The organism is Pseudomonas sp. 01L34, assembly GCF_056400265.1.
Genome location: NZ_JBFTSX010000001.1, coordinates 203,471 through 224,533, shown reverse-complemented (window position 1 = coordinate 224,533; position 21,063 = coordinate 203,471). Strand labels below are relative to the sequence as shown.

At 59.3% G+C, this 21,063-nt stretch carries 20 protein-coding genes; 13 read left to right on the top strand and 7 right to left on the bottom strand.

Annotation, left to right across the window (positions count from 1 at the left end; genetic code table 11):
- The first annotated feature begins 4 nt into the window (after positions 1 to 4).
- Genes AC1DQM_RS01070 through fabI form a run of 4 tightly spaced genes read left to right on the top strand, consistent with a single transcriptional unit; the run spans position 5 to position 4,528 of the window.
- Entirely contained in the window at positions 5 to 1,078 is a 1,074-nt protein-coding gene (locus tag AC1DQM_RS01070) for a microcin C ABC transporter permease YejB (protein ID WP_018929626.1), read from the top strand.
- Between the two features lies 1 nt (position 1,079).
- Complete coding sequence (locus AC1DQM_RS01065) at positions 1,080 to 2,099, top strand: ABC transporter permease (protein WP_477745692.1); 1,020 nt, start codon at positions 1,080 to 1,082, stop codon at positions 2,097 to 2,099.
- 1 nt (position 2,100) lies between these two features.
- Positions 2,101 to 3,711 (top strand): ABC transporter ATP-binding protein, encoded by a 1,611-nt coding sequence (locus AC1DQM_RS01060; RefSeq protein ID WP_477745691.1) that lies wholly within the window; start codon positions 2,101 to 2,103, stop codon positions 3,709 to 3,711.
- A 22-nt stretch (positions 3,712 to 3,733) separates the two neighbouring features.
- Complete coding sequence (gene fabI / locus AC1DQM_RS01055; protein WP_007937760.1) at positions 3,734 to 4,528, top strand: enoyl-ACP reductase FabI; 795 nt, start codon at positions 3,734 to 3,736, stop codon at positions 4,526 to 4,528.
- Positions 4,529 to 4,597: 69 nt separating this feature from the next.
- Here the strand turns inward: fabI and AC1DQM_RS01050 are convergent, their stop codons facing one another.
- Entirely contained in the window at positions 4,598 to 5,452 is an 855-nt protein-coding gene (locus AC1DQM_RS01050; RefSeq protein WP_018929628.1) for a LysR family transcriptional regulator, read from the bottom strand.
- 113 nt (positions 5,453 to 5,565) lie between these two features.
- Between AC1DQM_RS01050 and AC1DQM_RS01045 the strand changes: the two genes are divergently transcribed.
- Together AC1DQM_RS01045 and AC1DQM_RS01040 are read left to right on the top strand one after the other, a co-directional pair.
- On the top strand, positions 5,566 to 5,991 hold the full coding sequence (locus tag AC1DQM_RS01045) for a VOC family protein (RefSeq protein ID WP_019579332.1): 426 nt from the start codon (positions 5,566 to 5,568) through the stop codon (positions 5,989 to 5,991).
- Entirely contained in the window at positions 5,988 to 7,265 is a 1,278-nt protein-coding gene (locus AC1DQM_RS01040) for an amidase (protein WP_477745690.1), read from the top strand. The genes AC1DQM_RS01045 and AC1DQM_RS01040 overlap by 4 nt, the downstream gene beginning before the upstream one ends.
- On the opposite strand, the gene AC1DQM_RS01035 is transcribed toward AC1DQM_RS01040, so the two are convergent.
- The 4 genes from AC1DQM_RS01035 to AC1DQM_RS01020 form a co-directional block, all read right to left on the bottom strand.
- Positions 7,256 to 7,864 carry a GGDEF domain-containing protein gene (locus tag AC1DQM_RS01035; protein WP_028940450.1) on the bottom strand — a complete coding sequence of 203 codons (609 nt, stop codon included), beginning with the start codon at positions 7,862 to 7,864 and terminating at the stop codon, positions 7,256 to 7,258. The genes AC1DQM_RS01040 and AC1DQM_RS01035 overlap by 10 nt on opposite strands.
- Positions 7,865 to 7,938: 74 nt before the next feature.
- Positions 7,939 to 8,517, bottom strand: coding sequence for a hypothetical protein (locus tag AC1DQM_RS01030; protein WP_018929632.1), 579 nt, complete (start codon positions 8,515 to 8,517; stop codon positions 7,939 to 7,941).
- A 1-nt stretch (position 8,518) separates the two neighbouring features.
- Positions 8,519 to 10,687: a xanthine dehydrogenase family protein molybdopterin-binding subunit gene (locus AC1DQM_RS01025; protein ID WP_477745689.1), complete on the bottom strand. Its 2,169-nt coding sequence runs from the start codon at positions 10,685 to 10,687 to the stop codon at positions 8,519 to 8,521.
- Between the two features lie 36 nt (positions 10,688 to 10,723).
- Positions 10,724 to 11,179, bottom strand: coding sequence for a (2Fe-2S)-binding protein (locus AC1DQM_RS01020; RefSeq protein ID WP_007937751.1), 456 nt, complete (start codon positions 11,177 to 11,179; stop codon positions 10,724 to 10,726).
- Positions 11,180 to 11,444: 265 nt separating this feature from the next.
- On the opposite strand from AC1DQM_RS01020, the gene AC1DQM_RS01015 reads away from it, so the two are divergent.
- The 3 genes from AC1DQM_RS01015 to AC1DQM_RS01005 all read left to right on the top strand — a co-directional run bounded on the left by AC1DQM_RS01015 (position 11,445) and on the right by AC1DQM_RS01005 (position 16,671).
- Positions 11,445 to 11,948: a VOC family protein gene (locus AC1DQM_RS01015; protein ID WP_018929635.1), complete on the top strand. Its 504-nt coding sequence runs from the start codon at positions 11,445 to 11,447 to the stop codon at positions 11,946 to 11,948.
- Positions 11,949 to 11,982: 34 nt separating this feature from the next.
- On the top strand, positions 11,983 to 12,816 hold the full coding sequence (locus tag AC1DQM_RS01010; protein WP_477745688.1) for an AraC family ligand binding domain-containing protein: 834 nt from the start codon (positions 11,983 to 11,985) through the stop codon (positions 12,814 to 12,816).
- Positions 12,817 to 12,987: 171 nt separating this feature from the next.
- Positions 12,988 to 16,671 (top strand): hypothetical protein, encoded by a 3,684-nt coding sequence (locus tag AC1DQM_RS01005; protein ID WP_477745687.1) that lies wholly within the window; start codon positions 12,988 to 12,990, stop codon positions 16,669 to 16,671.
- Between the two features lie 24 nt (positions 16,672 to 16,695).
- Here the strand turns inward: AC1DQM_RS01005 and AC1DQM_RS01000 are convergent, their stop codons facing one another.
- On the bottom strand, positions 16,696 to 17,283 hold the full coding sequence (locus AC1DQM_RS01000) for a LysE family translocator (protein WP_018929638.1): 588 nt from the start codon (positions 17,281 to 17,283) through the stop codon (positions 16,696 to 16,698).
- A 241-nt stretch (positions 17,284 to 17,524) separates the two neighbouring features.
- On the opposite strand from AC1DQM_RS01000, the gene AC1DQM_RS00995 reads away from it, so the two are divergent.
- Complete coding sequence (locus AC1DQM_RS00995) at positions 17,525 to 17,737, top strand: DUF1059 domain-containing protein (protein WP_007937743.1); 213 nt, start codon at positions 17,525 to 17,527, stop codon at positions 17,735 to 17,737.
- A 179-nt stretch (positions 17,738 to 17,916) separates the two neighbouring features.
- The gene (locus AC1DQM_RS00990; RefSeq protein ID WP_477745686.1) at positions 17,917 to 18,537 is read left to right on the top strand and encodes a LysE family translocator; all 621 of its coding nucleotides are present in this window, start codon (positions 17,917 to 17,919) and stop codon (positions 18,535 to 18,537) included.
- Between the two features lie 3 nt (positions 18,538 to 18,540).
- Here the strand turns inward: AC1DQM_RS00990 and AC1DQM_RS00985 are convergent, their stop codons facing one another.
- Entirely contained in the window at positions 18,541 to 18,954 is a 414-nt protein-coding gene (locus tag AC1DQM_RS00985; protein ID WP_086946053.1) for a VOC family protein, read from the bottom strand.
- Positions 18,955 to 19,080: 126 nt separating this feature from the next.
- Here AC1DQM_RS00985 and AC1DQM_RS00980 point away from each other — a divergent pair, with 126 nt between their 5' ends.
- Both AC1DQM_RS00980 and AC1DQM_RS00975 read left to right on the top strand, forming a co-directional pair.
- Positions 19,081 to 20,163, top strand: a complete 1,083-nt coding sequence (locus AC1DQM_RS00980; protein WP_477745685.1) for a bifunctional transcriptional activator/DNA repair enzyme AdaA — start codon at positions 19,081 to 19,083, stop codon at positions 20,161 to 20,163.
- Positions 20,164 to 20,208: 45 nt separating this feature from the next.
- Positions 20,209 to 21,021 (top strand): isocitrate lyase/PEP mutase family protein, encoded by an 813-nt coding sequence (locus tag AC1DQM_RS00975; protein WP_018929642.1) that lies wholly within the window; start codon positions 20,209 to 20,211, stop codon positions 21,019 to 21,021.
- Positions 21,022 to 21,063: the final 42 nt, after the last annotated feature.

The window sequence follows — 21,063 nt, the reverse complement described above, 5'->3', positions numbered from 1 at the left end:
TCAGATGCTGGCGTATATTTTTCGGCGACTGCTGCTGATCATCCCGACCCTGTTTGGCATTTTGCTGATCAACTTCGTGATCATCCAGGCCGCCCCCGGTGGGCCGGTGGAACAGATGATCGCCAAACTCGAAGGCTTCGAAGGCGCCACCAGCCGCATTGCCGGCGGCGGAGCCGAAGTGTCGGTGGCAGGTTCCGCCTATCGCGGCGCCCAGGGCCTGGACCCGGCGCTGGTCAAGGAAATCGAGCACATGTACGGCTTCGACAAATCGGCGCCGGAACGTTTGTGGATCATGATCAAGAACTACGCCACCCTGGATTTCGGCGACAGCTTCTTCCGCGACGCCAAGGTCATCGACCTGATCAAGGAAAAGATGCCGGTGTCGATCTCCCTCGGGCTGTGGAGCACGCTGATCATGTACCTGGTGTCGATCCCGCTGGGGATCGCCAAGGCGACGCGACACGGCAGCCACTTCGATGTGTGGACCAGTTCGGCGATCATCGTCGGTTACGCGATCCCGGCGTTCCTGTTCGCCATCCTGCTGATTGTGGTGTTCGCCGGCGGCAGCTATTTCGACTGGTTCCCGCTACGGGGCCTGACCTCGAACAACTTTGATGAGCTCAGCACCGGCGGCAAGATCCTCGATTATTTCTGGCACCTGGCTCTGCCGGTCACTGCACTGGTGATCGGCCACTTCGCGACCATGACGCTGCTGACCAAAAACAGCTTCCTCGACGAAATCAACAAGCAATACGTGGTCACCGCCAAAGCCAAGGGCCTGACCCGTCACCGCGTGCTCTACGGCCACGTGTTTCGCAACGCGATGCTGTTGGTGATCGCCGGCTTCCCTTCAGCGCTCATCGGGATCTTCTTCACCGGCTCATTGCTGGTGGAAGTGATCTTCTCCCTCGACGGCCTCGGCCTGATGAGTTTCGAAGCAGCGATCAACCGCGACTACCCGATCGTCTTCGGCACGCTGTTCATCTTCACGCTGCTGGGGCTGGTGCTCAAGCTGATCGGCGACCTCACGTACACCCTTGTCGATCCGCGCATCGATTTCGAAAGCAGGGAGCATTGAGATGAACCTGTCCCCTCTCAATCGCCGACGTTTCGAGCTGTTCAAGGCCAACAAGCGAGGCTGGTGGTCGTTGTGGCTGTTTCTGATTCTGTTCGGCGCAAGCCTCGGCGCCGAGCTGATCGCCAACGACAAACCGCTGGTGGTGCATTACGACAACGCCTGGTACTTCCCGGCGCTCAAGCGCTATCCGGAAACCGCGTTCGGCGGCGAATTCCCGCTGGAAGCCAACTACAAGAGCCCCTACATCCGCGAACTGCTCAAGGCCAAGGAGGCCTGGGTGGTGTGGGCGCCAATCCCCTACAGCTACCAGAGCATCAACTACGACCTGAAAGTCCCGGCCCCCGCGCCGCCGTCCGCCGACAACCTGCTGGGCACCGATGACCAGGGCCGCGACGTGTTGGCCCGGGTGATTTACGGTTTCCGGATTTCGGTGCTGTTCGCTTTGACGCTGACCATTCTCAGCTCGATCATCGGCGTGATCGCCGGCGCCTTGCAAGGCTTTTATGGCGGCTGGGTCGACCTGGCCGGGCAGCGTTTCCTGGAGATCTGGTCCGGGCTGCCGGTGCTGTACCTGCTGATCATCCTCGCCAGTTTCGTGCAGCCGAACTTCTGGTGGCTGCTGGGGATCATGTTGCTGTTTTCGTGGATGAGCCTGGTGGATGTGGTGCGCGCGGAGTTCCTGCGCGGGCGGAATCTGGAATACGTGCGCGCGGCCCGGGCGCTGGGCATGCAGAATGGTGCGATCATGTTCCGCCACATTTTGCCCAACGCCATGGTCTCGACCATGACCTTCATGCCGTTCATCCTGACCGGCGCCATCGGTACGCTGACCGCCCTCGACTTCCTCGGCTTCGGTTTGCCGCCGGGCGCCCCGTCGCTGGGTGAGTTGGTGGCCCAGGGCAAATCCAACCTGCAAGCGCCGTGGCTCGGTATGAGTGCGTTTGCGGTGCTGGCGTTGATGTTGAGTCTGCTGGTATTCATCGGCGAGTCCGCTCGCGATGCCTTCGACCCGAGGAAGTGAAATGAATCAGGACAATCTGATCGAAGTGCGCGACCTGGCCGTCGAATTTGTCGTTGGCGAGCACGTTCAGCGGGTGGTCGAAGGCGTCAGCTTCGACATCAAGCGCGGCGAAACCCTGGCGCTGGTGGGTGAAAGCGGCTCCGGCAAGTCGGTGACCGCCCACTCGATCCTGCGGCTGCTGCCCTATCCGCTGGCCCGGCATCCGTCCGGCACCATCACCTATTCCGACCGGAACTTGTTGGAGCTGAAAGAGAAAACCATCCGCCACATCCGCGGCAACCGGATCGCGATGATCTTTCAAGAGCCGATGACCTCGCTCAACCCACTGCACTCGATCGAGAAGCAGATCAACGAGGTATTGGGCATCCACAAGGGCCTGATCGGCAAAGTCGCGACCAGGCGCACGCTGGAGCTGCTGGAGATGGTCGGCATCCCGGAACCCGAGAAGCGTCTCAAGGCCCTGCCCCACGAATTGTCCGGTGGCCAGCGCCAGCGGGTCATGATCGCCATGGCCCTGGCCAACGAGCCGGAACTGCTGATCGCCGACGAACCGACCACCGCTCTGGACGTGACTGTTCAGCTGAAAATCCTCGAATTGCTCAAGGAATTGCAGGCCCGCCTGGGCATGGCGCTGTTACTGATCAGTCACGATTTGAACCTTGTACGAAGAATTGCGCATCGCGTATGTGTCATGCAGCGCGGTTGCATCGTCGAACAGGCATCGTGCGAAGAATTGTTCCGCGCGCCGCAGCATCCGTACACCCGGGAACTGCTGGCAGCGGAGCCCAGCGGCAAGCCTGCGACCAATGTAATTGGCCCGCCATTGCTGCAGGTCGAGGACCTGAAAGTCTGGTTCCCGATCAAGAAAGGCTTTCTGAAAAAGACCGTCGACCACATCAAGGCGGTGGACGGCATCAATTTCAGCCTGCCCCAGGGACAGACTCTGGGGATTGTGGGAGAAAGCGGTTCCGGCAAGTCGACGCTCGGTTTGGCGATTTTGCGGCTGATCGGCAGCAAAGGGGCAATCCGTTTTGAAGGCAAGCAGCTAGACTGCCTGACGCAGCAACAGGTTCGGCCGCTGCGGCGGGAAATGCAGGTGGTGTTCCAGGACCCTTTCGGCAGCCTGAGCCCACGGATGTGCGTGAGCCAGATCGTCGGCGAAGGCCTGCGGATCCACAAGATGGGCACCGAGGCCGAGCAGGAACAAGCGATTATTGCGGCACTCAAGGAGGTAGGCCTGGACCCGGAAACCCGGCACCGCTACCCCCATGAATTTTCCGGTGGGCAGCGGCAGAGAATCGCCATTGCCCGGGCTTTAGTGCTAAAACCGGCGTTGATTCTGCTGGACGAGCCGACTTCGGCCCTCGACCGCACCGTGCAACGCCAAGTGGTGGAGCTGCTACGTTCACTGCAAACCAAGTACAACCTGACGTATTTGTTTATCAGCCATGACCTGGCTGTCGTCAAAGCGCTGAGCCACCAGCTGATGGTGGTCAAGCATGGCCAAGTGGTCGAACAGGGAGACGCGCAAAGTATCTTTGCCGCCCCCCAACATCCGTATACACAGCAGTTGCTGGAAGCCGCTTTTCTGGCACCAGCCACTGCGCAATAAACCTGAAAGAGAGGAGCAACACATGGGTTTTCTCGCCGGTAAGCGCGTACTGATCGTCGGTGTCGCCAGCAAGCTGTCCATCGCATCCGGCATCGCTGCCGCCATGCATCGCGAGGGCGCTGAGCTTGCCTTCACTTATCAGAACGACAAACTCAAGGGTCGTGTCGAAGAATTCGCACAGGGCTGGGGTTCGAGCCCTGAGCTGTGCTTCCCGTGCGACGTGGCCAGCGATGCCGAAATCGCCAAGGTCTTCGAAGAGTTGAGCAAGAAGTGGGACGGCCTGGACTGCATCGTGCACTCCGTCGGCTTCGCCCCGGGCGACCAACTGGACGGCGACTTCACCGAAGCCACCACCCGTGAAGGTTTCCGCATCGCTCACGACATCAGCGCCTACAGCTTCGTGGCCCTGGCCAAGGCTGGTCGCGAAATGATGAAAGGCCGCAATGGCAGCCTGCTGACCCTGTCGTACCTGGGCGCCGAGCGCACCATGCCGAACTACAACGTAATGGGCATGGCCAAGGCTTCCCTGGAAGCTGGCGTACGTTACCTGGCCGGCTCCCTGGGCCCGGACGGCACCCGCGTCAACTGCGTATCGGCTGGCCCGATCCGCACCCTCGCCGCTTCCGGCATCAAGAACTTCCGCAAAATGCTGGCCGCCAACGAAGCGCAAACCCCGCTGCGTCGTAACGTCACCATCGAAGAAGTCGGCAACGCCGGCGCCTTCCTGTGCTCGGACCTGGCGTCCGGCATCAGCGGCGAAATCATGTACGTAGACGGCGGCTTCAACACCACCGCCATGGGCAACATCGAAGAGTGATCTTCGGTTAGCCGTTAAAAAACCCGCCTCTTCAGGCGGGTTTTTTGTGCCCTCAAATTCAAACGATCTTCACAACAAACACTGAGCAAACAACTGCTGGATCGGCTGTGTACGCTGGCTATAACGCTGCAACAGCACGATCTCCCGGTAGAACGTCAGCTCTCCCAGCGGGATGATCCTGACCTTCGCCCCATGCTCAAGCCACAGCCCCGCCTCGGGCAATAGCGAAACACCCAGCCCGCATTCCACCATCTTGACAATGGCTTCCAGCTCATCCAGCTCCAGAGCCACCTGTACATCAATCTGCTGCTCGCGCAAAAAACGCGTCACCAATCGCCCACCGAATGAATTGCGGTCGTAGCGTACGTGGGGATGGCTGGCGAGTAACTGCAGCGGGTCATCCCCCTCAAGGTCGGCCGGCACGATCAGCACAAACGGCTCCCGGCGAATGACTTGCACCGATAATTCCTTGGGCAGTTCGAACGGCGGCTTGATCAGAATCGCCAGGTCCACTTCGCCAGTGTCCACCTGGCTCAGCAGGTTCAGGGATACCCCCGGCACCAGTTTCGCCTCCAGCAATGGCGCCTGTTGCCTGAGTCGCAACAGCGCCCGTGGCAACAAACCGGTCTGGACGGTGGCCACCGCGCCGATCTTCAATTCGCCACGAAACTCGCTGATGTCATCACTGACGGCCATGCGACTGAAGATCTCGAGCATTTCCTGAGCCATCGGCAACGCTCGCTGCCCTGCGGCATTGAGGAGCGCCTGACGCCCGGTGCGATCGAACAGACGGATGCCCAACGCCTGCTCCAGATTGCGGATCTGCGCGCTGACCGCCGACTGAGTCAGGCCGATGTGCATGCCTGCCGCTGCGAACGTGCCATGGCGCGTCACGGCAATGAAGGTTTTCAGTTCCCGCAGCATACGGCCCCCAATTGATCGAAATAATTTGAGCTCGCTGCAAAAATTATCGTCTTTTAATCAAAAAGCACAGGACTAAACTCAGCCTCAACGCTCAACCCGTCGAGGCACATCCGATGCAACTGTCCCCTTTTCATTTGGCCATCCCGGTTTACGATCTGGACGCTACCCGGCGTTTCTATGGTGAAGTGTTCGGCCTGGAAGAAGGTCGCTCCAGCGATCACTGGGTCGATTTCAACTTTTTCGGCCATCAACTGGTGATTCATCTGGCCCCGAAAAATGCTTCCCAGGAAGCCGCCCATACCAACGCCGTGGACGGCCACGACGTACCGGTGCCGCATTTCGGTGTGGTATTGCCGATGGAAGAATGGGAGGCGCTGGCCGAACGCCTGAAAGCCCTGGGTACACACTTCGTGATCGAGCCGGGCATCCGGTTTCAGGGATTGGTGGGCGAACAAGCCACGATGTTTCTTTTCGATCCCTGCGGCAATGCTCTGGAGTTCAAGGCGTTCAAAAATATCAATCAGTTGTTCGCCAAATGATCCGCCTGCCCCTTGACGCCACCACCCTCAGTGAAGCGGTGGTCAATGGCGAGACCACCGCTGCCATCGTCGTCGAAACCTTTCTTCAACGCATTCAGGCGCGAGAGCCGGATATCCAGGCTTTTGTCTCGTTCGACGCCCGGCAGGTCCGCGCCGATGCGGCGCAGCACAACGGCCAGGGTCTGCTGGCCGGCGTCCCCGTGGGTATCAAGGACATTTTCGACACTGCGACCCACCCCACGCAGTTCTATTCACCCATCTATACCGACCATCAACCCTCCCGGGACGCCCACGTCGTGACGCTGCTGCGCCAGGCCGGGGCGCTGATCATGGGCAAGACCCATACCACCGAGTTTGCGTACATGCACACCGGTCCAACCCGCAATCCCCACGACCTTACGCGAACGCCGGGCAGCTCCAGCGCTGGCTCGGCGGCCGGGATGGCTGCAGGGTTCTTTGCCCTGGCGCTGGGCACCCAGACCGCTGGCTCGTTGCTCAAGCCGGCATCCTACTGCGGCCTCTTCGCCTTCAAACCGTCGCTGGGCCTGGTGTCGCTGGAAGGGGTAAAACCGTTGGCGCCGAGCTTCGACACCGTGGGTTGGTATGGCCAGTCAGTGCGCGACCTGCACCTGGTAGCGCGCGTGTTGATTCCCGGGTTTGTGATGCCGGACATCGAGCGGCGTCCACTGCAATTGGGGTTCTGCCGCACATCACGCTGGGATCAAGTGGACCCCGACGTGGTCCTTGCCCTGGAACAGGCGGTGGATCAGTTGCGCAGCGCCGGCCATCACGTGAGCGACGTACGGCTGCCGGATGAGTTTGCCGGTGTGTTCGACGATCATCAGTTGATTAACGATTGCGAAGGTGCCCGCTCGCTGGCAAAGGAGTTTCAACAACACCGAACACAATTGAGCCCTTCGACCCTGGCCATGTTCGAGCGGGCGGCAATCACAACCTGGCAACAGGAATCCGCTGCCAAGGCGCGCCTGGCTAATCTGGCCCCACGCTTGAGCGAGCTTTGCCGCCCCTTCGACGCCATGCTCGGCGCCTCTTGCGGGATGGTCGCGCCGGTCGGCCTGGAAAGCACCGGACCGTCGGATTTCATCAAGTTCTGGGGGGCGTTTGGCTGGCCGCAACTGAACATCCCGCTGAGGCCCGGCCAAGCCATGTTGCCTGTCGGGCTACAGATGATCGGAAGGTTCAGAGAGGATGGTCGGCTGTTACGAACGGCCGAGCACGTTGCAGCGGTTTTGCAAGGCGCCATTCAAGAATGACGAGCTTCGAACTGTCGGGCACGCAACGCCTTATCGACCAGAGCCAGCAGATCTTGCGCCGTTTGGGTTAGCTGAGCATCAAACTCGATCTGCCCGACACTGAAGCGAATGTCATAGCCACGATGCACCGTGGCATTACGCTCATCGAGTATTTCTTCGAGGCGCGCCCTGATCGCGGCAATCTCCACCGTGTTGGCGCCGGTCAACAAGGCAGCAAACTCATCGCTGCCCAGCCGACCGATCACATCGCTTTCACGAAAAGCGATGCGCAGCACGTCGGCAAAGGTTTTCAGGGCGTTGTCGCCCTCGGCACGCCCATACAACCGGTTGATGCGCTTGAAGTCGTCAAGGTCGAAAAACAACAGGGTCGCAGGTTGGCCCAACTGCCGACAAGCCTCCAGCGCCAATTGGGCCAGAGCCTCGAAGCCATGACGATTGGACAGCAGCGTCAACTCATCCATGCTCGCCATCTGCACGCCCATCAGTTCTTGCTCGGCCTTGCGCGCCAGGTCGCGCAGTACATCGCGGTCCTGCACGGCGCCGTCGAGGACGTTCGGCGTGCCCACGCCGGGTTTGAGCGGTTTGTCTGGGGTTAGCATTACTCACTCCCTTGATGGATATAAACGTTAGAGTCGTTCACACCCGGTTTGACTCCCTATAAACGCGCCGCTGGTCAGCTACCCGCCACCGGACACGGCCCTCCAGCGTCCGCCCAGAGTTTGAACTGGGTGACGAAAATGTCGTGGGGCACCGGCACCGGCGTCCGTCCCTCACCTGGATGCCAGCCCCAGAGCACCAGTTTGTCCTCGCTGACATGTTTGATCAGTGCCGCAAAATCACGATCGCCATTACTGGAACGATCCTTGATCATTGCGCACAACCTGTCGGGCGGCAGGCCGATCCAGGCCATTTTGTGCGCGGCTGGCGGCAGGCTCCAATGCGGCGCTCCAGGCGGTGTGTGAGGCCCATAACTGGCGGGCGGATTGCTGTCGGCATGGCAACTGGCACACGGCAGACCGGCCGCCCCTTTGCCATCCATCCCGCGAACCACCCTCATCGCGTGAGGATTGCCGGCGTCGAACTGTAAAGGCGAATCGCCCGGGATATGGCAGTTCTGACAGCGCGGGCTCTGGAACACCTTCTGTACTGTGTCAAACGCCTTCAGCGCCTCTTTATCATCAGCGAACAGGTCCGAGGCATAGCCAGTCAGCCCGATCAGCACCACCGCGCCCAGCAACAGATGTCGTTTCATGTCACACCCCCGACAATTGCAGCGGCAGTTCCCGCAGACGCTGCCCGGTCAGGGCAAACACCGCGTTCGCCACGGCCGGCGCCACGGGCGGTACACCAACCTCGCCGATGCCGCCGGGTTTGTCGGTGCTGGGGACGATATGCACTTCGACCACGGGCATTTCGTTCAGGCGCAACACCTGATAGTCGTGAAAATTGGATTGCTGCACCTGGCCGTTCTTGAACGTCAGTTTGCTGTGCAAGGTAAATCCGAGACCGAAGGTGATGCCTGACTCCATCTGCGCGGCGATGCTCTGCGGGTTGACCGCAATGCCGCAATCCACCGCACACACCACCCGGTGTACGCGAATCGCCAGGTTGTCCTGCGACACCTCCGCCACATGGGCGACGTAGCTGCCGAAAGACTCATGCACCGCCACGCCCAATGCGTGGCCGTCCGGCAACGGCGCTTTCCAGTCGGCTTTCTCCACTGCCAGATTCAGCACCCCCAGATGCCGTGGATGCGCCTTGAGCAAGGTTCGTCGGTATTCCACCGGATCCTTGCCGGCCGCCTCGGCCAACTCATCGATCAACGACTCCATGACGAATGCCGTATGGGTATGCCCCACCGACCGCAACCACAGCACGCTGATGCCGGTTTGCGGGGAATGCAGGTCGATCAGGTGATTGGCCAGCCCCTCTAAATAAGGACTGTCGGCCACACCTTCGACGGAGGTTTTGTCGACACCGTCCTTGACCATGGTCGCCTCGAACGACGTGCCGGCCATGATCGACTGCCCGACCAGCACATGCTTCCAGGCGATCGGCATACCGTCGGCGTCCAGCCCGATGCGTGCCTGATGCAGGAATGCCGAGCGATAGTAACCGCCGCGAATGTCATCCTCTCGGGACCAGACGGTTTTCACCGGTTCGCCCGCCGCTTTGGCGACGTACACCGCCTCGCTGACAAAGTCCGAGGTCGGGTTGGCCCGACGCCCGAAGCCGCCACCGAGGAATTGGGTGTGGATCTCGACCTGTTCGGGTTTGAGCCCGGTGATCTTCCCCGCGATCATCTGATCCAGGGTCTGGAACTGCGTGCCGGTCCAGATTTCGCATCTGTCATTGGTGATTTTCACCGTGCAATTGAGCGGTTCCATCGGTGCGTGGGCCAGGTACGGCACGCTGTATTCGGCCTCGATAGTCTTCGCCGCCCTGCCCAACATGACCGTCGCGTCCCCGGCCTGGCTGACCGAGGTCCCGGGGGTGGCGGCGAGTTTACGGAAGCTTTCCAGCAGTTGCTGGCTGTCGAGCCCGGCGTTCGGCCCCGGTTCCCATACAACCTTCAGCGCATCGCGCCCCAGCTTCGCCGCCCAATAATGATCGGCAATCACCGCGACTCCCGTGGGCACCTGCACCACTTTGTGCACGCCAGGCACCGCCAGCGCCTCGGCGCCTTCGAAGGATTTGACGCTGCCACCGAACACTGGCGGCCGAGCGACCACCGCAGTCATGAGCCCGTCGAATTGCACGTCCATGCCGAACTTCGCCTGCCCGGTGATTTTCTCCGGGGTATCGAGGCGCTTGGTGGGTTTGCCGATGACCTTCCAGTCCTTGGCTTCCTTGAACTTGATCGAGGCTGGATCCGGCACCGGCAATTTGCCGGCGTCATCCGCCAGTTCGCCGTAAGTGGCGCGTTTGTCGCCGGCAATGACCACGCCCGATTCGGTGCGAATCTGCGAAGGCGCCATGTCGAAGCGCTTGGCCGCCGCGTCGATCAGCATCAAGCGCGCCGCTGCGCCGGCCTGACGATAGCGATCGAACTCCATCCAGGTCGAGGTCGAACCGCCGGTGATTTGCATCCCGCCAAACGCCGGCAGGCCATACTCGGCGGCCGAGGCTGGCGCGTGTTCGACGCGAATTTTCGACCAATCGGCGTCCAGTTCTTCGGCGATCAACATGGTCAGGCCGGTCCAGATGCCCTGACCCATTTCCGAATGGCCGAGCAGCACAGTGACGCTGTTGTCGTTGCCGATGCGTAAAAAGGCATTGGGCGCGAACACCTCTCCTTGATTCTCGGCACCGAAGGCGAAGCGATGGCCGCCAGGAATGACAAACGCCACCACCAGACCGCCTCCCAACATGGCACTGCCCTTGAGAAAACCGCGACGCGAAACAGGGTTGATGCTGTTCATTGCTCAGACTCCCTTCAACGTGGCTTCAACGTCGCCTCACCCGATCTCGGCGGCGCGTTTGACCGCGGCGCGGATTCTTGGGTAGGTGCCGCAGCGGCAAATGTTGCCGGACAGCGCCTGGTCGATGTCGCTGTCGGTAGGCTTGGGGATCTTCGCCAGCAACGCGGCCGCCGACATGATCTGCCCGGACTGGCAATAACCGCACTGAACCACATCGAGTTCGGCCCAGGCCTGTTGCACCGGGTGCGAGCCGTCGCTGGACAGGCCTTCGATGGTGAGAATTTTCTGCCCGTGGGCCACCGCCGTGGCGGGCGTGATGCAAGAGCGCAGTGGCGCACCGTCGACGTGGACGGTGCAGGCGCCACACTGGGCCATGCCGCAACCGAATTTGGTGCCCGTCAGGTGCGCGACATCGCGCAGAACCCAGAGCAACGGCATGTCCGCGGGGACATCCAGTTCCTGGTCCTTGCCATTGATATTCAGGGTCAGCATGGCTGATTTCCTCAGACTCACGGTGTTCTGAAGGGGCGCCGCTGTGGTAGCGAAATACCTACGCGGCGCCTCGGGTCATCCCTACAGCTAAGCGCAATTTGACCCACAAGCCATGTTCATCGACCACCGGTCGCTCCCGTCCCGTAGCAGCAGCCTCGCGCAGCTCGGCAGCTGCTACGGACTTGTCGATCTACGGCGCCACCCGTCTACTGCGGACTGGCTAATCTGATAATCCAGTGTGTTCAACCTGCCGAGGACAACCGCCATGCAACGCTTTCCAAAAATCACGCCCTGCCTGTGGTTTGACGATCAGGCCGAAACGGCGGCGAAATTCTATTGCTCGATCTTCGATCACTCGAAAATCACCGCCATCACCCATTACGGCAAGGCCGGTCAGGAAATCCACGGCCGCCCGGAAGGTTCGGTGATGACGGTCAGCTTCGAGCTTGATGGCCAGACCTTCACCGGTCTCAATGGCGGGCCGGTGTTCACATTCAACGAAGCGGTGTCGTTCCAGGTCAATTGTCAGAATCAGGAGGAAGTCGACCACTTCTGGGGCAACCTGTCCGCCGGTGGGCCTGTGCAGGCGCAGCAATGTGGCTGGCTCAAGGATAAATTCGGCGTGTCATGGCAGATCGTGCCGATCGCGCTGATGCACATGATGCAAGACCCCGATACGCACAAGTCCCAGCGCGCGATGCAAGCGATGCTGCAAATGAAAAAGCTCGACATCGCCGAACTGGAACGAGCCTTTGCCGGCCAGAGCTAATACACTCAGGCACTGGCCCGCCAAGGACATCGAGATGAAGCACACCGTCGCCAAAGATGCAGACAAAGCCCCGCGTTTCTGGCGCGACGACGCCCTGCCCTTCATCGAAGCCCGCTCCATCGCCGAAGGCCGCGAGGTCTGCTACGCCCGGCATTCCCACGAACACTTTTCCATCGGTGCTATCACCGCTGGGCGCAGCACCTACATCCATGAGCAATCGGAGTTTCAGGTCAGCGCCGGCACCGTGGTGTTGATGAACCCCGGCGATGTGCATGCCTGCAATCCGATCGATGACCAGCCTTGGTCGTACCTGATGCTGTACGTCGAGACGCCTTGGCTGACTGACTTGCAGCATCAGCTCGGCTTCAGCCAGGATTCGGCGTTTCGCCGGTTTTCCATCACCCACAATCGCGATCTCGAGCTGTTCGCCGGCCTGAGGAGCGTATACGAGGTGTTGATCGATCAGCAGCAAGACGTGCTGCGCAAACACAGCGCGGCGGTGGAGTTTTTCACCGAGGTGCAACAGCGGCTCAACCCGGTCGATCAACCGCTGCGCGAACCCAATTTCAAGCTCGAACGGGCCGCCGACTACATCCGCGATAACTGCACGCATCAGCTCAAGCTCGAAGACATTTGCGAAGCGGCGCAACTGTCGCCGTCCTACCTTATCCGCGCCTTCAAACAGCATTACGGCATGACGCCCCATGCATTTCTGGTCAACCGGCGCATCCAGTTCGCCCGGGATCGACTGCGTAGCGGCAGGCTGATCGCCGATGTCGCATTGGAGGCCGGATTTGCTGATCAGGCGCATTTTCAGCGGGCGTTCAAGCAACATCTGGCGGCGACACCAGGGCAATATCGCGGGTAAGTTAATATGTCGACATGCGCCCCTGTCAAAAACAGGTTAGTTAATATAAACCCACGAGCCATGCCGGTAAAATTCATACAAAGTCATATAACTAATATGACAACACTCCAAACTCTTATTTAAGCTCCCTTCCCACGCTACAACCCAATATCAGAAGATGGAGCTTCTTACTTGAACACGCCGAACAACAACGTATTTCATTCCAGCAACCAACGCGAAAAACAATTAGTCATTGAAGCCATCGCCAACTTCCTCAGCGATGAAGACGTCATGGCAACCGTTGGATGGTCGTGGGATCGTGTATCAGTTACCTGTGACCCGAATTCCGACTTCTCCCAACTACATCGTCCAGCTACTACCTGCCTGGCGAGGCTCAGCCGGCAACCCGACTTCAAAAAAATCGCGGTCGAACAAGGCATCTCCCGAACAAACATCTTTCATATCAATGAACACGGCCAACTCTTTTATTCCTATGACAACATCAGTACCCGTGAAGCCAACGGTGAGCTGATCACTGTCAGTTTCTTCTCCGAGCGTAACGACATCGCCCATCACTTCACTGGCGTTGCCGATATCGATGAACAACTACGCCTCCTTTCAGGCAGTGCCAAGCTGACTGGCGGATGGGTGACGTCCACCGGAAAAATTACAATAAGCCAGTGGTTGCATTTTCACAGCTTGCCACTTCCGGCCAGCGTGGAAAGTGCAAAAGAGTTAATTGATTTACTGAATGTCACCCCCCTTCCAGCACCGTCGCCCTATGGAAACTACTGGGAGTTGCTGAGCCCTCCCAAAGACTCACCGTTCGAACTCACGGAGAAAAATCGCGCCCTCATTCGCGATGTGATCGAGGAAGAAACCGGAGGCGAACTTCCTTTGGTTTCGCTTTATGGCCATGCGCTGAAACTTGAAAGCTTTTCCGCCGACAAACTGCCCACCAGCCAAGGTTACCGTCTGACACGGCTGATCGATATTGCAGTGTCGAGCGCGAATAATGGGCATGCGTTCATGACGGCATTAGGCTGGTTCGCTGATGAAAACGGCCCCAAGCCCACCGAGCAGTTCATCGAACAGCTGATGATTGCGGTGATGCTGCTTGACCTTGATCCGGAACTGGACAGCGCCAATACCTCGTTTGCAGGTTTTGACCTCTACTCGAAACGTCATTTGCTGCTTTCCCCCTCAGCGGTCCGCACGCAACTTGAACAGCATCTGGTCAGCCAACTCAAGCTCGACGCCATGATTGCCCCGCTCGTCGCGGAATGGGTCCTGAGTGGCATGGCGCCGGAATATCTTGCCGATGAACTGCCGTCCAATCTGCGTATTGGCACACCGGCGTGGGTCGTCTTCACCCAGGCCGTACACTTTGCCGAAGCGATCACCCCCGGTGTTTCCCGGAGCATGGCCTACCAACACCTGCTGGGGTTCGCCCGCGCATCGCAATTGACACCCGAGCTCAAAGCAGTGTTTGCCGCACACTCGGCTGACCCGGTGATCACTTGGGCGCTGATGAACGACCTGATCTCCCGGGATTCAGAGGGCAACCTCAATCAGCAAGCCGTTACGGTGGCGATGGATGAGTACAAGCAACATGCGGACATGATGACGAGCGCCTTGATTGATCTGGGCAAACCGCTGCCCCATCGCAAGGCGCTCGCGCTTAAAGAACTGAAATCCCAGGTGCCTGATTGTGACCCCGAGGAACTGTTGGTCAAACATCGCGGAACGGGCGGCGGCGCAGGAAGGCGGGTATCGGTTGTCGATCTTTACCTGGGCGACGAGCTTCACACCCAGGATTGGGATCGAGCCAAAGGCACCAGCATTTACGAGGCTTTCCCTGATCTGGCTGACATGTACCCCGTTGCGGATTTATTTCAGCAAACGGTCCACAATCATCACAACTCAATGACCGAAGCATTGTCGGCCATTATCAACGTCACCTTTTCGCAACTAAGCCCGACGGACAGGTCGTTCATCGAGGACGGCCATCTAGGTATCTATAGTGTTCAGGAATACACAACCACCCGATTTACCAATATTCCCAACCCGACGGGCGTAGCAAGACCAGCGACGCCCGTTCCAGGGAAGACGGGCCGTTATGGCGTTCTCATTTGTGCGGTACTTGATTCAGAGCTTCGTTGTTATCAACTGTTTCCAATGAGGACGGAATGCGTATACAGCGAGGAACTTGGCGAAGTGTTTCGCCCTCTCTTCATGGCCAGTGGGTCCGCTGTAGCGACGTTTGTGAACCACAAACACCATTTGGAAGGCCGTCTGGATATACAGGCTTATCGAGCGAACACGGCCCCCCGCAGCTATTCCCGGTCCGCCTTTTTTATCCGCAAGATCGGAGAATTCAACCCATCGTCGGCCAGTGCAGGCACCCCCTCGCCGAACCGCTACTTTCGTTCCACGCGAAAAGAAGCAATCAGCGACCTTATTGCAAAAGAGAACCCCTATTTCACTGTAGATGAACTGATGCAACTGGGCCTCGATCAGACCAAACGTGAAAAAGCGATTGAAAAGACCGACGCCATCTTCACATTCATTCTGAACCTGATCATTCCGTTCAAGGAATGCGTCGAGGAGCTTTCCTCGGGGGTTGCTGCCCGACAAAACCGCGCCATTCACGGCTGTGTCATGGACGCGGCGGCCCTCGCTGTTTCCTTTGCCGTCGTCGGCATTAAAGTTACCGCTATCAGCGCCAAGGCCACGACCCTGGTCTCCAAACTCCTTTCCACGTCCAAAGTTGTTGGCAGTACTGTCATCAGCCTTTTCAACCCCATTGACGGAGTGCCTCAACTGCTCAAGGGCGGCGGAAAACTATTGGCTCGGGGCGTGAAGAAACTAGGCGCTCATGCGCTCTCCACCCCGTATCTGGCTCGGCGGCAGTTGCGCTATCTGACGGGCGCGAACAGCTATGATCTGCTCCGGGCCATCAACCATACCGGCGCAGGCCCCCGGATTCGAATGTCGCTGGACACGGTTGCCCATGGTCGAGCGCTGTTCAAGGACGACAGCATTCAAACCGTTGAACAGATTGTGACCCGCCTGGGCAACAAGCACAGTCGACTGCCAGATGGCGCTCTGCCGTCCGAACTGGAGCATCTGTTCAACAATGCGCTTGTTGAATCGGCGCTCGGACTCAAGCAAGCGCAAGATCTGCAGGGATTGATCGGTCGAACGCCTGTTGAAGATCTTTTCAAGGCAGTCCTGGAAAAAGCTCAATACAGCTACACCAGCGCCCGCTCCGCATCCGGTGCTCAAGGTTACGCCGATACACTGGCAACCTTTGCCCAGGTCGAAGCGAAAAACGTCACCTACATGAAGAATTACCAACAAAACGTATTACAGCAAGACCTGGGCAAGGTACCGTTTAATCAGGTCATGCCAGAATCAGCCTTCAATCCAATGGGCTTTACCGATAACTCGCAAAGGGCCGGCGCCTGGATCGTCAATGGTTCTACCTCCCCTGGCAACGACCTCGACAGCATCGTTGCGGTACTGCGCGAGTACGCCGGCAATCAAAAAACACTGACTGATCCGACCGTGATCAAACAGCTGCATGCCCGTATCGCGCCAGCCACCTCGGACGTCGTACGCGTGGGCGTCAATGACAAGAAATACGCTAGCAACATCAGTGGATTCGCCGCGATGGAACAACATCTGAAAACACTGAACTCCAGTCATGCGCATTTCGACAAACAGTTGCTGGCGACCGTCGTAGGTTTCCACGGTCTAGGCGACGGTAATGGCCGTACGGGTCGTGCCCTGTATGCCATCAGCCAGCTTCGAAACAACCGGTTCACACCGCTGACAAAACAAGAGTTCAGTTTGCTGCACGGACTCGATTAAGGTGAATGACTGAGGGTATGTTGCTTAGGAAAGCAACAAATACACCGCACTCAGCCCTAGCAACAATGCCATGAGCCGGTTGAACCATCGCATGCCTACAGGATTATTCAGATAACCCTGCAGGCATGTCCCGGCATACGCCCAACAGCCGACTGACACATAGCAGATCACCAGATACACCGCCGCAAACTGCCAGACCAGCCGCGCCTCACCGTCCGCGACGAACGCGCCCATGCCCGCTACACAGGCCAGCCAGGCTTTCGGATTGAGCCATTGCATCATCGCGCCATATAACATCGACGGCGCCCGGCGCGATTTATCCGCATCGATGCGACCATCGTCCGCCGCCAGTTTCCAGGCCATGAACAACAGAAACGCAACACCCGCCAGTTGCACCACTTGCGTCAGCGCCGGCCACAACCGCAATACCTCATGCAACCCCAATCCCATCAATACCAGCAATAAAACGAAACCCAGCGTTGCTCCGGCGACATGTCGCTGACTGGCGCGAAAACCGAACTGCGCCCCCGAACTCAACGCCACAATGTTCACCGGCCCCGGTGTAATGGAAGCGACCAAGGCAAACGCCGCCATGGAAAGAATCAGACTCATTGCATACCTTCTTCAATTCAGTTGAACCAGGGCTCAAGGTAAAGAGCCAGGGGAATGCTGTATTGAAGAAAACAACCCTTGCCTGTCCCGCGACGCATGTCACTTCCTGTAGGTTGCAAGACTGTCACGAGGCACCTTATGGCGGGCCTATACTTCAAGAGTCGGCACACTCGATGCGGGGCGCGTCGAGTGATCGTTCACGCAGGCCACAGCCTGCCTTCATCGTAGGGAGGAGAAGATCATGGCGCGTAAATACATCGACTGCCGCGAGTTCCCAAGCGCGTCCAAATGCTCGGTCGCCCTGTCCGCAGACTCTGAAAACGAACTGCTGGAGGCCGCGGCACAGCATGCGGTCAGTGTTCACAAGCACACCGATTCACCAGAACTGCGTGCTCAACTGAAGACAATGTTCCACGACGGCACCCCGCCCGTAGAAGCACCGCGTCCGGCGTAGGAACTGCCGAACGCAAAAAGGGACAGACCACGATTCAAGGCAAATGCCGAACTATCGTGGTCTGTCCCGTGTTTTTCTCCGTGTTTTTCTCTGTACGGCTATTTGCATCCACCGCTGTATGGGCCAAATCACCAACCACCCATGATAAAAATACCGCTCTCGTTCCTGGAGCCCCGTTCATGGACCTCGCCACCCTCCTCCTGTTTTTGCCGGCCTGCTTCGCCCTGAACATGGCCCCCGGCCCAAACAATCTGCTGTCGGTCAGCAACGCCACCCGTTATGGCTATCGTCGTGCCTGTGTGGCCGGCGTCGGGCGTTTGCTGGCGTTTGCCGGGATGATCGGCCTGGCCGCCGCTGGATTGTCGGTGGTGCTGAAAACCTCGGAATGGCTGTTCTACGCGATCAAGATCATCGGTGCCGCCTACCTGTTGTACCTGGCGTGGCAACTGTGGCGTGCCAATCCCGAGGCCGAGCAGCACATCACCGGCACGCCAGTGGGGATCCTGGCCCTAGCGCGGCAGGAGTTTCTGGTGGCAGCGGGTAATCCCAAGGCCATTTTGCTGTTCACCGCCTTCCTGCCGCAGTTCGTCGACCCGACCCAGGCGGTGGCGCCACAATTCGCGGTGCTCGGCGCGTTGTTCCTGCTGCTGGAATGGATTGCCATCAGCGCCTACGCCTACATGGGCCTGCACATGCGCCGCTGGTTCGCCGAACCACGGGGCAAGCGGCTGTTCAACCGTTGCTGCGCGGGGTTGCTGTCGGCGGCAGCTTCGGTGCTGTTGATGGCGAAACGGGCCTGACCTTTACGCTTGGGACGGTCCTTTCAGTTCGACCTGGTTGCCGTCCGGATCGAAGCAATAGATCGACAGCCCGTTGCCCTCGGCACCAAAACGCACGGCGGCTTTCTCGGGTTTCAGGCCGAAGGACTGCAAGTGACTGACCAGCGCTTCCTCGTCAAACGGTTCGATGCGCAGGCAGAAGTGATCGACGTTGCGCCGTTCGCGACCAGCGGCAGCACCGCCCGTGCGGCCGAGTTCGCCCTGGATATCGACGAGGTCGATCATCGAGGTGCCCGCACGCAAATGCACCAGGCCCAGATCGTCGCGGCGCTTGACCAGTTCGGCGCCGAGTACCTCGCCGTAAAACGCGATGCTGCGTTCGAGGTCCTCGACGCGCAGGACGATGTGATCGATGTGTTTAATCGTGAATGCTTGCATTGGGATGGATTCCTGAAAATATCGTTTACAGCATTGCCGGTGACCCGATGACTGTAGCTCAGGGTACAAAAATTCTCTGTCGATTTTCCGGTGGAGGCGCCAGGCAACGCGGCTTATGCTCAGCCCATGAACCTACAAAACGCTGTGCTTCCGCCCCACGCCGAGATGGTTCGCGCCATGCTCGAACGCGACACCGCCTACGAGGGGGTGTTCTTTACCGCGGTCAAAACCACCGGCATCTTCTGCCGCCCCAGTTGCACGGCGCGCAAACCGAAGCCGGAAAACGTCGAGTTCTTCGCCCATGCCGATGAGGCGATGTCGGCGGGTTATCGGGCCTGCCTGCGGTGCAAGCCGCTGGACGCCGCAGCCATTGCACCGGACTGGGTGCAACGACTGCTGAAATCCGTCGACGCCGACCCCGACCAGCGCTGGACCGATGCCCAATTGCTCGCCGAGGGCATCGAGCCGCTGAAACTGCGGCGCTGGTTCAAGCAGCATTTCGGCATGACCTTTCACGCCTGGCTGCGCAGCCGACGCCTGGGCATCGCCCTCGGTGGCATCAAACAGGGCGAATCCATCGACAACGCGGCGTTCGATTCAGGCTACGAATCCTTGAGCGGTTTTCGCGATGCGTTTCAAAAGTCATTCCACATCACCCCCGGTCGCGCCGCCCACAGCGAGCCGTTGCTGTTCACCCGATTGACCACGCCACTGGGACCGATGATCGCCATGGCCGAACGGCGTGGGCTGGTGCTATTGGAGTTTCTCGACCGACCGGCATTGACCAAGGAAATCGAAGAACTGCAGAACCATTATGGCTACGCCGTGGCCCCCGGACACAACGGGCATTTGCAGCAGATCGAAGAGGAACTGTCGCAATACTTCGCCGGCAAACGGAGCGAATTCAACGTGCCCCTGCACCTGCCCGGCAGCGCGTTCGCCAAGCAGGTGTGGAACGAATTGATGAAGATCCCCTACGGCCAGACCAGCACCTATGGCGCGATTGCCGCGCAACTGGGCAAGCCCGGCGCCAGTCGCGCCGTGGGCATGGCCAACGGACAAAACCGTCTGGCGATCGTGCTGCCTTGTCATCGGGTGATCGGCGCAGACGGTTCGTTGACCGGCTATGGTGGTGGACAACCGCGTAAAGCGTTTCTGCTCAGGCTGGAAAGCGCCGCGGTGCAAATCACCCAACAACTGGCATTCTGATCACTCCATTGTTTTTCAATAAAAAGTCATAAGGAGGGACATTCAATGGACACACTCGACACTCAATTCCATCAACTGCACCAGAGCGGGCTGTTGATTCTGACCAACGTCGCCGATGCCACCGGGGCGCGACTGGTGGAGCAGCTGGGCAGCAAAGCCGTGGCCACCAGCAGCGCAGCGGTGGCCTGGGTGCATGGTTATCCGGATGGCAACACCTTGCCGCTTGAGCGGCTGGTTTCCACCGTCGAATCCATTGCCCGGGTCATCAGCGTGCCGTTGAGCGTGGACATTGAGGCGGGTTATTCCGATGACCTGGAGCGAGTTGCGCAAGTGGTCGACGCGGTGATCGCCGCCGGTGCCGTGGGGATCAATATCGAGGACGGTGCTGCCTCGCCCGACCTGCTGGCCCGCAAGATCGAAATCGCGCGCCAGGTTGCCAATCGCCGGGATGTGAAGCTGTTCATCAATGCCCGCACTGACGTGTACCTCAGGGGCCTGGTGCCGGCCGAAGATCGCGTCGCCGAGACGCTCAAACGCGCCGCGTTGTATCAGGCGGCCGGTGCCGACGGACTGTTCGCCGCTGGCGTCACGGCGGCGTACGAGATCGACGCCCTGTGCCACGGCACGACGCTGCCGCTGAACGTGCTCGGCTTCCCGGGCCTGCCTTCGCCTGAAGAACTGCAAGCCCTTGGCGTGCGCCGTTTGAGTGCCGGCTCGGGCATCGCCGAATTCCTCTACGGCGCCATGGCAGGCCTGGCCAAAAGCTTTCTGCAAACCGGCACGCTCGACAGCAGTCACCTCAAGGCCTTCACCTACAGCCAAGTGAACGCCCTGCTGGCCCCGACCGGCAAAGTTTGACCGCAAGCAATGGAGTGCGGCGCTGCGGGGAGACGACTAGTC